Annotated in this window: 11 protein-coding genes; 10 read left to right on the top strand and 1 reads right to left on the bottom strand. The window is 68.9% G+C overall.

Annotation, left to right across the window (positions count from 1 at the left end; all coding sequences use genetic code 11):
* Window positions 1-29 precede the first annotated feature (29 nt).
* The 6 genes from HCH03_RS04780 to smc all read left to right on the top strand — a co-directional run bounded on the left by HCH03_RS04780 (window position 30) and on the right by smc (window position 9769).
* Entirely contained in the window at window positions 30-1895 is a 1866-nt protein-coding gene (locus HCH03_RS04780) for an ABC transporter ATP-binding protein (RefSeq protein WP_246599654.1), read from the top strand.
* Window positions 1896-2374: 479 nt separating this feature from the next.
* Window positions 2375-3703, top strand: a complete 1329-nt coding sequence (locus HCH03_RS04775) for a serpin family protein (protein WP_221688574.1) — start codon at window positions 2375-2377, stop codon at window positions 3701-3703.
* A 205-nt stretch (window positions 3704-3908) separates the two neighbouring features.
* Window positions 3909-4088, top strand: a complete 180-nt coding sequence (gene rpmF / locus HCH03_RS04770; RefSeq protein ID WP_080142877.1) for a 50S ribosomal protein L32 — start codon at window positions 3909-3911, stop codon at window positions 4086-4088.
* A gap of 115 nt (window positions 4089-4203) precedes the next feature.
* Window positions 4204-5217 (top strand): phosphate acyltransferase PlsX, encoded by a 1014-nt coding sequence (gene plsX, locus HCH03_RS04765; RefSeq protein WP_080142878.1) that lies wholly within the window; start codon window positions 4204-4206, stop codon window positions 5215-5217.
* Window positions 5218-5353: 136 nt separating this feature from the next.
* A complete protein-coding gene (gene rnc / locus HCH03_RS04760) occupies window positions 5354-6199 on the top strand; it encodes a ribonuclease III (RefSeq protein WP_080142879.1) in 846 nt (281 codons plus the stop codon).
* A 3-nt stretch (window positions 6200-6202) separates the two neighbouring features.
* Window positions 6203-9769, top strand: coding sequence for a chromosome segregation protein SMC (smc, locus tag HCH03_RS04755; RefSeq protein WP_221688573.1), 3567 nt, complete (start codon window positions 6203-6205; stop codon window positions 9767-9769).
* A gap of 404 nt (window positions 9770-10173) precedes the next feature.
* Here smc and HCH03_RS04750 read toward each other — a convergent pair whose 3' ends face one another.
* Window positions 10174-10527 (bottom strand): hypothetical protein, encoded by a 354-nt coding sequence (locus tag HCH03_RS04750; protein ID WP_221688572.1) that lies wholly within the window; start codon window positions 10525-10527, stop codon window positions 10174-10176.
* Window positions 10528-10641: 114 nt separating this feature from the next.
* Between HCH03_RS04750 and HCH03_RS04745 the strand changes: the two genes are divergently transcribed.
* The 4 genes from HCH03_RS04745 (at window position 10642) to HCH03_RS04730 (ending at window position 13583) form a co-directional block, all read left to right on the top strand.
* Window positions 10642-10983: a PadR family transcriptional regulator gene (locus tag HCH03_RS04745; protein WP_221688571.1), complete on the top strand. Its 342-nt coding sequence runs from the start codon at window positions 10642-10644 to the stop codon at window positions 10981-10983.
* Window positions 10976-11527 carry a DUF2812 domain-containing protein gene (locus HCH03_RS04740; protein ID WP_221688570.1) on the top strand — a complete coding sequence of 184 codons (552 nt, stop codon included), beginning with the start codon at window positions 10976-10978 and terminating at the stop codon, window positions 11525-11527. Before HCH03_RS04745 ends, HCH03_RS04740 begins: the two co-directional genes overlap by 8 nt.
* A gap of 53 nt (window positions 11528-11580) precedes the next feature.
* Complete coding sequence (ftsY, locus tag HCH03_RS04735; protein ID WP_221688569.1) at window positions 11581-12501, top strand: signal recognition particle-docking protein FtsY; 921 nt, start codon at window positions 11581-11583, stop codon at window positions 12499-12501.
* A gap of 92 nt (window positions 12502-12593) precedes the next feature.
* Window positions 12594-13583: an MBL fold metallo-hydrolase gene (locus tag HCH03_RS04730; protein ID WP_221688568.1), complete on the top strand. Its 990-nt coding sequence runs from the start codon at window positions 12594-12596 to the stop codon at window positions 13581-13583.
* Window positions 13584-13655: the final 72 nt, after the last annotated feature.

Below are 13655 nucleotides of genomic sequence, written 5' to 3'. Positions count from 1 at the left end.
AAGGGAAGGTAGGCGTTACAATGATGGGCATGGAAACGAAACGAACCCCCTCAACCCAAACCAGGGCTGCAACGGCCGCATCGGCCTTCTCGGCCGACGAGCCCCACGTGTCGGCGCGCGACGTGTTTGCGCGCTTCGTCACCTACTACAAGCCCTACAAGTTCCTGTTCTTCTTCGACCTCGTGTGCGCCTCGGTGCTCGCCGCGGTCGATCTGGCCTTCCCGCAGTTCCTGAGCTTCTTCACCAAGGAGTTCTTCCTGGAGGCGCCCGAGGTCATCCTCTCGACGCTCGGCTGGATAACGCTCGGGTTCGCGTTGCTGTACGCCCTGCGCACGGCCTGCCAGTACTTCATCACGGCGTGGGGCCACATCATGGGCGCGCGCATGGAGGCCGACATGCGCATGGACCTGTTCAAGCAGTACCAGCGCCTGAGCTTCTCCTACTACGACCGCAACAACACCGGCGAGATGATGAGCAAGCTCTTAACCGACCTGTTCGACATCTCGGAGCTGGCGCACCACGGGCCGGAGAACCTGTTCATCTGCATCCTGAAGATCGTGGGCTCCTTCGTGCTGCTGTTCATGATCAACGTGCCGCTCACGGCCATCATGCTGGCGGCCACGGCGGTCATGGCGGCCTACGCGTTCTGGCGCAACTACAAGAAGCGCGTCATCTTCACGGAGAACCGCAAGAAGATGGCCGACATCAACGCGCGCCTGCAGGACTCGCTTGGCGGCATCCGCGTGGTGAAGTCGTTCGGCAACGAGGGCGTGGAGATAGGGAAGTTCGGCCGCACGAACGAGCGCTTCGTGGACACCAAGGAGAGCTCGTATCGGTTCATGGGCGCGTTCCATGCGGTGAACTCGGTGTTCACGGGCGTGCTGTACACCGTGACCATCGTGGGCGGCGGCTACTTCGTGGCTACGGGCGGCCTGGCCGTCACCGAACTGGCCATCTACGCCCTGTACATCGGCATCTTCCTGTCGCCCATCGAGCAGCTCATCAACTTCACCGAGCAGTTCCAGAAGGGCTACGCGGGCTTCCGACGCTTTATGGAGGTGCTGGCCGTGCGGCCCGACGTGCGCAACCGCCCCGGCGCCCTGCCGCTGGCCGCGGCCGAGGTCGAGCGCGGGCAGGCGGACGGCCGCGTGCGCGGGGAGGTGCGCTACCGCGACGTGCGTTTCAGCTACGACGGGGAGCACGAGGTGCTGCGCGGCTTGGACCTGGCCATACCGGCGGGGATGACCGTGGCGCTCGTGGGGCCGTCGGGCGGCGGCAAGACCACTACCTGCTCGCTGCTGCCGCGTTTCTACGACCCGAGCTCGGGCGCGGTGGAGATCGACGGCATCGACGTGCGCGACGTGACGGTGGAAACGCTGCGCGAGGCCATCGGCATCGTGCAGCAGGACGTGTACCTGTTCGGCGGCACCGTGCGCGAGAACATCGCCTACGGCAAGCCCGACGCCGCGGACGCCGAGATCGTGGAGGCGGCGCGGACCGCGAACATCCACGAGTTCGTCATGGGGCTGCCGGACGGCTACGACACGTTCGTAGGCGAGCGCGGCGCGCGGCTGTCGGGCGGACAGAAGCAGCGCATCGCCATCGCGCGCGTGTTCCTGCGCAACCCGCGCATCCTCATCTTGGACGAGGCCACGAGCGCGCTCGACAACGAGAGCGAGCGGGCCATCCAGGCGTCGCTGGAGCGGCTCTCCGAAGGCCGCACCACGCTCGTCATCGCGCACCGCCTGTCCACCATCCGCAGCGCCGACCTCATCGCCGTGGTGGAGGACGGCGCCGTGGTTGAGCAGGGCACCCACGATGAGCTGCTGGAGCTGGGCGGCACGTACGCCCGCTACTACGAGATGCAGTTCGGATCGAGGGTTCCGTCGGCCTGACGGTCGACTGAACCTGCCGACGCTGCGGTCCGCCCTGGCCATCGCTAACTTACTGCGCCAACCTGTGCCGCTACCCGGGGGCAGGTCAAACGCACGGTTTTCACCGTAATGTTGCGTTTCGATGACTCCTTTCGGGTTTGGTTGCACTCGATGAGACGGTGTGCGCGTGTTTTCCCAGCACGCCTTCTAGTTGAAATAACAAGCGCGTGGCTGAACGCAACATTACGGCGGAAACCGTGCGTTTCGAACGGCCGTGGAGGAAGATCCGACGTGTTCGGTAGTCAGAGGGGGCGCGTCTTTGCTCAAACGCTCCGGAAGGCTGCGGCCTCATGCGCAGCGCCGTTTGCCGTGCGACCGCACGCTCGGCGCGCGGCCATCGCGCCGAGCGTCGGACGCGCGGGACTCCGCGTCCGATCTGTGCGATACTGGTGCGCGACGCCAAACGCGCGCGCGGCGCGCCGGTTGAACGGAGGGACGCCATGGGGCATCCGCTACGCAAGATCATCGTTTTTGTCGCCGTGGGGGCGCTCGCCTGCGGGCTCAGGCTCGCGGGGTGCTCCGCGTCGGGGGACGAGCTCGACGGCGCGACCCGCGTGACGCAGACGGGCTATCCGGCGAAGCCCGACCCCGACGACTTCGAGGCGCAGGAGAAGCTGCGCGAGGACAACCCGGTGGACGCCGCCTTCCTCGACGAGCTCTCCGGGTTCTCCTACCGCAGCGCCGCGGCGGTGCTGGCGGGCGACGGCGGCTCGGCGACTCCCGGCGAGGCCAACGAGAACTACTCGCCCATCAGCCTGTACTACGCGCTCGCCATGACGCGCCTCGGCGCGGCGGGCGACACGGCCGACGAGATCGGCGCCGTGCTCGGCGGGGGCGACGCGACGGCGACGGCCGAGCAGTGCGGGCATCTCCAAAACCTGCTCATGGCGGGCAGCAGCGCGGATATCAAGCTGGCGAACTCGGTGTGGCTGCGCGAGGGCGCGGAGTACCGGCAGGGCTTCATCGACGCGGTGGCCGGGAATTTCAGCGCCTCGCTCTACACGGCGCGGTTCGGCACGGCCGGCGCGAACGAGGCCATGGGCAACTGGATCGCCGAGGCCGCCGAAGGCACCATCGCGCCGCAGGTCGAAACCCAGGAGGGCATGTTGCTCTCCCTTATGAGCGCCCTCTATTTCAAAAGCGAATGGGCCTCGCCCTTCGAAACCGGCGCCACCGAGACGGGCACGTTTCACGCCGCTGATGGCGATGCGGACGCCTCCTTCATGGAACAGCGCCTCGACAAGCCGCGGGAGTACCGTGCCACGGACGCCTACACGCGTGCGAGCCTCGGGTTCGCCGACGGCAGCGAGATGACGTTCGTGCTGCCGGCCGAGGGGGTCGACGCGCGCGCCCTGCTGGCCGACGCGGCGGCGCTCGAGGAGGCGTTCACGGCCGGGGACACGGACGAGGCCTACATCACGTACCGCGTGCCCAAGTTCTCGTTCGATCGTTCGTACGGTCTGATCGCGGCTCTGCAGCGCATGGGCATGTCCGCGGCGTTCGACGATCGCGCCGACTTCTCGAACCTCTCCGACGTGGACGCCTACGTGTCGAGCGTGCTGCAGGAGAGCCATATCGGCCTGGACGAGAACGGCGTTGAGGCCGCCGCGTACACGAAGGTGGACATCATGGAGATGTCGGCGCTGCCCGACCCAACGCTCGTGGGCGAGCTGGAATTCAACCTCGACCGGCCGTTCCTCTACGAGGTGCGCTCCCCGCAGGGCGCCGTGCTGTTCGTGGGGATGTGCGGAAGCCCCGTCGCCGCGTAGCGCGCGGTTGCTGCGCGCATGCGAAGCGCCTGGAGCGTCCGGCGAATTCGCTGGGGAGAAATGAGTGAAATGCGTGAAATGAACGCTGAGCGCGCTGATGAGGCCTTGCGCGGCGGCGTAACCTTTGGTACTATACCGTTTCGCGTGTTTACTAAGCGAGAACGAGCGGCTGGGATTCGCTCGGCTTACAGAAGGAGCATAGATCATGGCAGTACCTAAGCGCAAGATGGGCCGCATCCGCACCCATAACCGCCGCAGCAGCAACGACAAAATCGGCGCGCCGGCCCGTTCCGTGTGCCCGCAGTGCGGCGAGGTCAAGCTTCCGCATCGCGTGTGCCCGAACTGCGGTTTCTACAAGAACCGCGAAGTCATCGAGACGGACTAGCTTTTCCACCTGCGCTGGGTGCGCCTGTCGCAGCGAAAACGAGCCTCCCGACGCGCCAGCGCTATCGCTGACGCGTCGGGAGGCTTTTTCCAGTTTACGGGGAAGGATGAGGAACATGGCCGATAAGGTTACGATCGCGGTGGACGCCATGGGGGGCGACGACGCTCCGGGCGTCGTGCTGGACGGCGTGGCCCAGGCGCTCGCCGCGGACGAGGGCCTGCATGTGGTGCTGTGCGGGCCGGCCGACGTGGCAGAGCCGTTCGCGGCGGCGCACGAGCGCTGCGAGGCGCGCGCGACCACCGAGGTCATCGGCATGGGCGAGCACCCGGCCGAGGCCGTGCGCAAGAAGAAGGACTCGTCCATCGTCGTGGGCTGCCGCCTGGTGAAGGAGGGGGAGGCCCAGGGCTTCTTCTCGGCCGGATCCACCGGCGCGTGCCTGGCGGCCGGCACCTTGGTCATGGGCCGCATCAAGGGCGTCGCGCGCCCGGCGCTGGCCACGGTCATCCCGTCGCCCGTGCGCCCCGTGGTCATGTGCGACGTGGGCGCCAACGCCGACTGCAAGCCCTCCTACTTGGTGCAGTTCGCCCAGATGGCCACCATCTACGCCGAGAAGATCGTCGGGATAGAACGCCCGCGCGCGGCGCTGCTGAACATCGGCGAGGAGGAGGCGAAGGGCTCCCAGTTCGCCCAGGAGGCCCATGCGCTTCTGCGCGAGCAGCTGCCGAACTTCGCCGGCAACGCCGAGGGTGGCGACATCCTGGCGGCCACGTACGACGTCATCGTCACGGACGGCTTCACGGGCAACGTGTGCCTGAAAACCATCGAGGGCACGTCCAAGACGCTGTTCAAAACGCTCAAGGGCATCATGATGAAGACGCCGCTCACGAAGCTGGGGGCGCTGGCCATCAAGGGCGGCTTGAAGGAGCTCATGGCGCAGGTGAGCCCCGACACGTACGGCGGCGCGCCCCTTCTGGGCGTGAAGGGCGCGTGCATCGTGGGGCACGGCTCGTCGAACGCCTACGCCGTGAAGAACGGCGTGCTCACCACCGCCGGGGTCGTGCGCGCGGGCGTTTCTGAAATAATCGCGCAGACCGTGGCGGCGGGCGCGTCCTCGGCTACAATGGAGTAAGCGGCCTGTTGGCCCCGGCGTCTGCGCCGGGGCTTTCCGTGCGTCCGGTTCCCGCTTCGAGGGGGAGGCGGAGGGCGCCGTCGCCGCATCGGACACGCAAACGCAAACGAAACAACCTATCGAGGGCCGAACCTTCATGACATTGACTGAAGAGCAGCAGCGCAAGATGGAAAGAGCGCAGGAGATACTCGACTACCGGTTCACCGGCGAGCACCTCCTGCTCTCTGCCATCACCCATCCCTCGGCCACCGAGGGCAAGTCCGTCAAGTACTCCTACGAGCGCCTGGAGTTTCTGGGCGACAGCATCCTGGGCGCCATCGTGGCGTCCATCGCGTTCCAACGCTTCCACGACCTGGACGAAGGGGGGCTCACGCGCATCAAGGTGGCCCTCGTGTCGGGCGCGAGCCTGTCGGACGTGGCCGAGCGGCTCGGGTTCGCCGACATCATCGTGTTCGGCTCGTCGGAGACGGGAACGGGCAAGCGCGGGCTGCACTCCGCGCTGGAGAACGTGTACGAGGCCGTGGTGGCGGCGCTCTACCTCGACGGCGGCATAGCGGCCGCGCAGGCGTTCGTGGAGCGCACGCTCATCCCGCGCATGTCCCTGGACATGGCGCGCGAGCCCGAGAACCCCAAGAGCGCCCTGCAGGAGAAGCTGCAGGAAGACGGCATCACGCCCACGTACAAGCTGGTGGAGACGCAGGGCCCGCCGCACGACCGCACGTTCGTGGCGCAGGTGTTCGCCGGCACGCAGGGCCTGGCCCGCGGCACGGGGCGCACGAAGAAGGAGGCCGAGAGCCAGGCGGCCAAGAGCACGCTCGCGCGCCTCGGCGAGTTCTTCGGTTTGGGCGTGGACGAGGAGACGCGCGCGGAGAAGGCGGAGGCGGCGAAGCTCGCCAAGGCCGAGAAGGCGGCGGCCCGCGCCGAGGAGAAGGCGCGCAAGAAAAGCGAGCGCGCCCAAGCCAAGCAGCGCAAGCAGGGGTAGGCCGTGTATCTGAAATCGCTGGTCCTCAAGGGCTTCAAATCGTTCGCCGACCGCAGCGCGCTCGCGCTCGAACCGGGCATCACGGCCGTCGTGGGCCCGAACGGGTCGGGGAAATCCAACATATCCGACGCCGTGCTGTGGGTGCTGGGCGAGCGCAACGCGAAGAACCTGCGCGGCCAGGCCATGGAGGACGTCATCTTCGCGGGGTCGTCGGCGCGCAAGCCGGTCGGCATCGCGGAGGTCGACCTGGTGCTGGACAACTCGGACGGCACGCTGCCCGTGGACTTCTCCGAGGTGGCCATCACGCGCCGCATGTACCGTTCCGGCGAGAGCGAGTACCTGATCAACGGCACGGTGGCGCGTCGCATGGACGTGCTCGACATCCTGCACGACACGGGGCTCGGCACCGGCACGCACTCCATCATCAGCCAGGGCAGCCTGGATTCCATCCTGCAGTCGAAGCCGGAGGACCGCCGCGCGCTCATCGAGGAGGCGGCGGGCGTTCTGAAGCACAAGCAGCGCAAGGCGAAGAGCGAGCGCAAGCTCGAGCACATGGACCAGCACCTCACGCGCGTGAAGGACGTGGCCGCCGAGGTGGAGCGCCAGTTGGGGCCCCTCGAGCGCAAGGCGAAGCGCGCGCTGGCCTACCAGGGCCTGTCCGCCGAGCTCTCCGAGCTCACGCTGGCCTTGGCCGTGGACGACCTGAGGGCGCTGCAGCGCGCCTGGGACGAGGCGGTGGCGCGCGAGCAGGCGATAGACGAGGAGCTGGCGCAGAAGAAAGCGGCCATCGCCGAGGCGGAGGCGCGCGCCGAGGAGCTGCAGGAGAAGATACGTCGCGACAGCGCTGACGCGGGGGAGTTGGCGAAGAGCCATCGTCGCGCGTCGTCGGCCGTGGAGCGCTTCGACGGGGCCACGCTGCTTCTGCACGAGAAGCGCCGCGCCGCGCAGGGACGCGAGTCCGAGCTGCGCGTGGAGCTGGAGGCGGGCAAGGCGCGGCGCGCGGCGGCCGAGGCCGAGCGCGCGCAGGCGGCCGCCCAGGTGGGCCAGGTGCGCGCCGACCGCGAGCGGGCCGACGCCGACGTGGAACGGCTCGCGACCGAGCACGCCGAGCTCACCGAGCGCCACCGCGCGCTCGATCGCGAGACCGCCTCGCTCACCGAGGCCCGGCGCGTCGCCGAGCGCGCGCAGGAGCAGGCGCGCCGCGAGCTGGCCGTCACGCAGGAGTCGCTGGCGAGCGGGCTCGCGCACGTGAAGCTCATCGAGGGCCACGGCAAGGAGCTCGAGCTGCAGCTCGAGCGCTCCCAGGCCGAGGCCGTGGCGCTCGCCGAGGCCGCCGCCGGCGGCGAGGCGGAGCTGTCGGCGCTCGTGGAGCGCGAGGCCGCCGCGCGCAACGCCGTGAGCGGGGCCTTCACGGGCCGCGAGGAGGCGCGCGCCGCGCTGGAGGAGGCGCGCGACGAGGCGTCGCTTCTGGCCTCCGAGATCAAGGGCCTCGAAGAGGTCGAGCGCGCGAGCGCCGCCGCCGGCCCGGCGCGCGCGTGGCTGCTCGACCACGCCGGCGACGTGTCCGGCGCGCTCGCGCCGCTTTCGCACGTGCTGCGGGCGGACGCGGGATCCGAGGCGCTCGTGGAGCGCTTGCTGGGAGGCGACGTGGCGGCGCTCTTGGTGGACGACCCCGCCCAGGCCTCGGCCGTGGCGGCCGCGCTCGCGTCCTGCGACGAGCAGGGCGAGGTCGTGCTCGTCGCCCGCGCGGACGGGCGCGCCGAGGGGGCGGAGCCGCTCTCCCGCGCCGCCGCTGCGCAGGGAGGGGGCCGCGCGCTTGTCGACGGGCTGTCCTATCCGCCCGAAGCCGCCCGCGCCGTGGAGGCGCTGCTGGGCGACGTGGTGGTGTGCGACGGCTTGGACGCCGCGCTCGCCGCCCATGCTCGCGACGCCCTCGGCGCGCGTTTCGTCACCGAGGACGGTTGCGTGGTGTGGCCGAACGGCAAGGTGACGCTCGGGGCGGCCGCGGCCGACGACGCCGAGGGCGTGCTCGCCCGCGCGCGGCGCCTCGACGGCCTGCGCGAGCGCCTGGCGTCGGCCGAGGCCGAGCGCGATCGCGCCCAGGAGGCGTCGACCGCGGCGGAGGAGGCCCTGCGGCGGGCCCAGGGCGAGAGCCTGCGCCTGTCCCAGGAGCTCGCCGAGCTGCGCGGCAAGACGGACGCGGCCCGCGCCGACGCCCGTCGCGCCGAAGAGAAGCTGGCCGCCGTGCGCCGCGAGTTCGAGGACATCGAGCGCCAGCGCGCCGAGGCGGAGCGCACCGTGGCCGAGGCGCGCCCGTCGGTCGAGGCCTTGGAGCAGCGCCTGGCCGCCCTCGCGCAGGAGCTGGAGGAAAGCGCCGCGCGCTTGGCGGAGGCGCAGGACTCCGTCGTTCCGCTGCGCAAGCAGGCCGCGCAGGTGCGCGACGCCCTGGCCGAGGCCAAGCTCAAGGCCGCCACGCTCGCCGAGCGCGAGACGTACACGGCCCGCGTGGTGGACGCCCGCCAGCGGGAGATCGAGCAAGCCGACGCCGCCGACGCCGAGGCCCGCGACGCCCTGGCGCGCAAGATGGTGGCGCAGGAGCGCATCGAGCCCTTGCTCGCGCTCATGGAGGAGCTCTCCGACAGCGCTCGGCGCCGCACGCGCGCGCTCGAGGACGCCGCGAACGCCGCGCAGGACGCCGCCGGCGGCATGCACCATGCCGCCAACGAGGCCCGCGCCGCCGCGCGCGCGGCCCACGACGCGTTCGACGAGGCCAACGCCCGCATGGGCCAGGCGCGCGTCGACAAGGGACGCTTGGAGGTGCAGGTGGAGGCCGCCGTGAACGCCATCGTCCACGACTGCAAGACGCCGCTCGACCACGCGCTCGCCCTGCCCGAGCTGGAGGACCGCGGGGCGTGCGAGGACCAGGCGTTCAAGCTGCGTCGCCGCATAGCCAACATGGGCACCATCAACCCCGACGCCGCCGACGAGTACGAGCGCCTGAAGACCCGCTACGACTACCTGGCCGCGCAGCTCGCCGACCTCGACGGAGCCCGGCGCGCCCTCGGCAAGATCGTGCGCGTCATCGACGCCCGCATGAAGGACGACTTCATCCGCACGTTCGACGCGGTCAACAAGAACTTCAGCGAGATATTCGCCGTGCTGTTCCCCGGCGGCTCCGCGGAGCTCTCGCTCGTGGATCCCGAGGACTTGGAGAACACGGGCGTGGAGGTGACGGCCCAGCCTCGCGGCAAGCGCATCACGAAGATGATGCTCATGTCCGGCGGCGAGAAGTCGCTCACGGCGCTCGCGCTCCTGTTCGCGGTGTACCGCATCCGCGCCACGCCGTTCTACATCCTCGACGAGGTGGAGGCCGCGCTCGACGATTCCAACCTGCGGCGCCTCACGGCCTACCTGGGAACGCTGCGCGACCGCACGCAGCTCATCATGATCACCCACCAGCGGCGCACCATGGAGATGGCCGACGTCCTGTTCGGCGTGTCCATGCAGGCCGACGGCGTGACGAAAGTGGTCAGCCAGAAGCTCGAACATGCGCTTATGCATGCTGAATAGGCTGTTCGACCTGCGGGAGGGGCCCGGCGGAGGGCGCGTCGCGCTCGGGCAGTCCTGAGGTCGCTCGAACAGCCCGCAGGGCTGTTCGGCTCGTGCGGAATCTGCGCGCGACGCGCCCTCCGCCGGGCCCATCTGGTTGAGGGCTGGTTCCACCTGCGGGGCGCATGCTCGAGCTTCTGACGCCTTGACGGGAATCGTCGTCCTGTGGGAGTTTTTGTGAGAAGGGGTGCCCCGGAAGCGGGGCCGTCCTCCCTTTGTCATCCTGAGCGGAGGCGGCGCAGCCGCCGGAGTCGAAGGATCTTCGAGGGCGTGAGGCAGCCTTCGCCAAGCGTCCTTCGCTCCTGCTTCGCGCTCGCTCCGCACGCTCAGGACAACAACCGGCGAAGCGCGAGACCGCTTTCTCGCTACTTCACCAGCACGTGGACGATGGTGGCGACGGCCCACAGGAACAGCAGCACGCAGTTGGCCTTCGCCAGGACGTTGAGCACCTTGTTCGGCAGCTTCTCGCCTTTGATCAGCACGTCCGCGTTCAGGAGCGAGAACATGAGTATCACGAGCGAATAGCTGGACATGTTGCCCTCGTTGCCCGTGAAAAGGGAGTGGAAGAAGCCGATCCACAGAAGGGGCAGGGCGACCAACGTGATGATGCGGAACGCCCTGTTGCCGCGTCCTTTGCCCCAAGGGGAGCTGTTCCCTTGCGGGTCCATTCCGATTGCGTGCTCGCTCGCAGCCGCCGTTTCCAAACGCTCTTCAGCCATGATGGGACGCTCCATTTCCAAGATAGAGTATAGTGGGAATCAGAAGATACAGTTCGCTTGCAAGCATCCTGATTGTAGCATACTATCCATCATTGATATACTAGAAGGAGCGAAATGGCGAAGAGGAGCCCGTACGAGACGGGGGAGCTTTCCGACAGCATCTTCCTGATCCTGCTGGCCACGCTCGAGCCGGTGTACGGGTATCGGATCATGCAGAGCATCGAGGAGTCTACGGACGGCGCGGTGAAGGTGGGCCCTGCCACCATGTACACGACGCTCAAGAAGCTTAAACAGGCGGGCTGGATCGTTGAAACCGCCGAGGACGACAAGCGCATCCTCTACGCGGCCACCGACGAGGGCCGCGCGGTGCTCGAGCGCGATTTCGCGCGGCGCAAGCGGCTGGTCGCCTTCGCGGAGGACCGGCTGAACGGGAGGGGCGAGGAGGACCATGGCTAAGTACCGGTTGTGCGGAGGGTTGGCCATCATGCCGGAGCACGACATGGCGATGCTCGCCGACATGAGCGCGCGGGGATGGCACCTGACCGGGTTCTCGTGCGGGATCCTGTACCGCTTCGAGGCGGGAGAGCCGCATGCGTACGACTACGCGGTGGACTTCCAGCGCGACTTCCCGGCGGAGGCGCGCGAGCTCTATCGCATCGCCGGCTGGGAGTGCGTGGCGCAGGGCTCCGCGTGGCAGATCGTGCGCGCCGAGGCCGGCACCGTCCCGCTGTACACCGACGATGACGCGCAGGAGGCGACGATCGCCGCGAGCCGGGCGGGCCTGGGCTGGGCCGCGCTCGTTTGCGCGCTCGCGGCCGCTCTGCTCTTCGCCCTGCAGGCCCGGCTCTCCGCCCAAGGCAACGAGCTGGGATCGTGGGCGAGCCTCGCGGCGTGCGTGGTGTTCGCCGCCGGGTTCGTGTTCTCGTTCTTCCCCTTCGTGGGCTACACGCGCACGTTGCGCAAGATACACGCCGAGCAGGAGGAGGATCTCCGGCGCTGACGAGCGGCCGCATTTGGGATACACTGTTCAGGCGAACAAGAAAGGAGCCCGTCATGGGATTTTTCGATAGGATCAGCGAGGGGCTCTCCCGCTCGCGCGACAAGTTCAAGGAGCAGATGAACGTTCTGCTCGATCGCGGCCCCGACCTCGATGAGGACTTCTGGGACGGCTTGGAGGAGACGCTCATCCTGGCCGACATCGGCGGCGCGGCGGCGAGCGACATCGTGGAGAACCTGCGCGACCAGGCCACCCGCAAAGCGCTGCCCGACGCCTATGCCGTGCTCGATATGCTGAACGACCAGATAGCCTCCACGTTCACGCCGGGGGGCGAGGAGGTGTTCGGCGGGGCTGAGGCCATCGTGCTGTTCGTGGGCATCAACGGCACGGGCAAGACCACCACGGTGGGCAAGCTGGCCAAGGAGGCGACCGACGCTGGGCGCAAGGTGCTGTTGGGCAGCGCCGACACGTTCCGCGCCGCCGCCATCGAGCAGCTGGAGGTGTGGGCGCGGCGAGCGGACGTGGAGATCTGCACGCGCGAGCGCGGCAGCGACCCGGCGAGCGTGTGTTACGACACCATCGAGCGCGCCGAGCAGGAGGGCGCCGACCTCGTGCTCGTGGACACGGCCGGGCGCCTGCACACGTCGGCAGATCTCATGCGCGAGCTGGAGAAAGTGGTGAACGTAGTGCGCAAGCGCGCGAACATGCCCGTGTACACGGTGCTCGTGACCGACGCCACCACCGGCCAGAACGGTTTGGCCCAGGCGCGCGAGTTCGACCGCGCGCTCGATCTGGACGGCGTCATCGTCACGAAGCTCGACGGCACGGCCAAGGGCGGCATCGCGCTGGCCGTGAGCCACGAGCTGGGGCTTCCCGTGCTCAAGATCGGCGTGGGCGAGGGCCTGGACGACCTCAAGGACTTCGACGCGCACGACTTCGCCCGCGCCCTCGTGGGCGACTTCGACGAGCGCGGATAGCGCGATCGTCCACCGGTTGTCATCCTGAGCGGAGGCGGCGAAGCCTCCGGAGTCGAAGGATCCCGCGCGGCGCCAGCAAGGAGAATGTCATTATGCATAGTATCCAAGTGCATGCGGCCCCCGACGTGTTCGAGGTCAAGGTTCCGTTCGAGAACGTGAGCACGAGCGCCACGAACTGCTTCGTCGTGGTCGACGGAGGCGAGGCGCTCGTGGTGGACACGGGGGCGCCCACCGACGAGGGGGCGGCCGTGCTGGAAGCCGCCTTGGACGAGCTGGGCGTCGATCGGCGGCGCGCGACCTTCTTCCTCACGCACCTGCATCTCGACCACGCCGGGCTCGTGGACGCCGTCGTGCCCGCCGGCGCGCGCGTCTGCGCGGGCGAGGTGGACTTCGCGGCCGTGCGCGCCACGCGCGCAGCGGCCTACTTCGAGGAGACGCGCCGCCTGTTCGAGCGAGAGGGCCTGTCGTTCACGGATGCGTCGGGCTTCGCCCGCTATGCCATCGAGCCGCAGCTGTTCGACCCCGTGCGGATCGACCTGGCCTTCGTGGGCGAGGGGGACGAGCTGCGCGTCGGCCGCTACGTTCTGCGCGTGGTGGAGACGCCCGGCCACACGCCCGGCCATCTGTCGCTGTTCGAGCCCTCCTCCGGCATCCTGTTCGGCGGCGACCACGTGCTCTTCGTCATCTCGCCCAGCATCGCGCTGTTCCCCGACGGGGTCGACGGCCTGCAGGCCTACCTCGACAGCCTGGACAAGGTGCGCGCTCTCGGCTGCAAGCGCCTGCTCGTGTCGCACGGGGAGCCGCGCGACGACTTCGCCGAGCGCGTGGATTGGCTGGCCGAGCACCACGTGGCGCGCCTGCGCGAGGCCGCCGCCATCGTGGCCGCCGAGCCGGGCCTCACCGGCGAGCAGGTCATCCGCCGCATCCGCTGGAACGTGCCGCACGACAGGTGGGAGGACATCTCGTTCGTGCAGCGCTGGTGCATCGTCACCGAGGGCATCGTCATCCTCGACCATCTGGCCGACCGCGCCCTCGTGCGCCGCGAGCTGGACGACCGGGGCGTGTGGCGGTACGCGACGTAGCGGCTTCGATGACGTTTGAGGGGCGAGGGGAGGGCGTTGCTTTGCAGGCTGGACGCAGATGGTAGAATGCTT

Source organism: Gordonibacter massiliensis (ex Traore et al. 2017), assembly GCF_019731765.1.
In the GTDB taxonomy this organism is placed as follows: domain Bacteria; phylum Actinomycetota; class Coriobacteriia; order Coriobacteriales; family Eggerthellaceae; genus Gordonibacter; species Gordonibacter massiliensis.
Note: the sequence above shows the minus strand (reverse complement) of the source record. Positions and strands in the feature narration are given on the sequence as shown.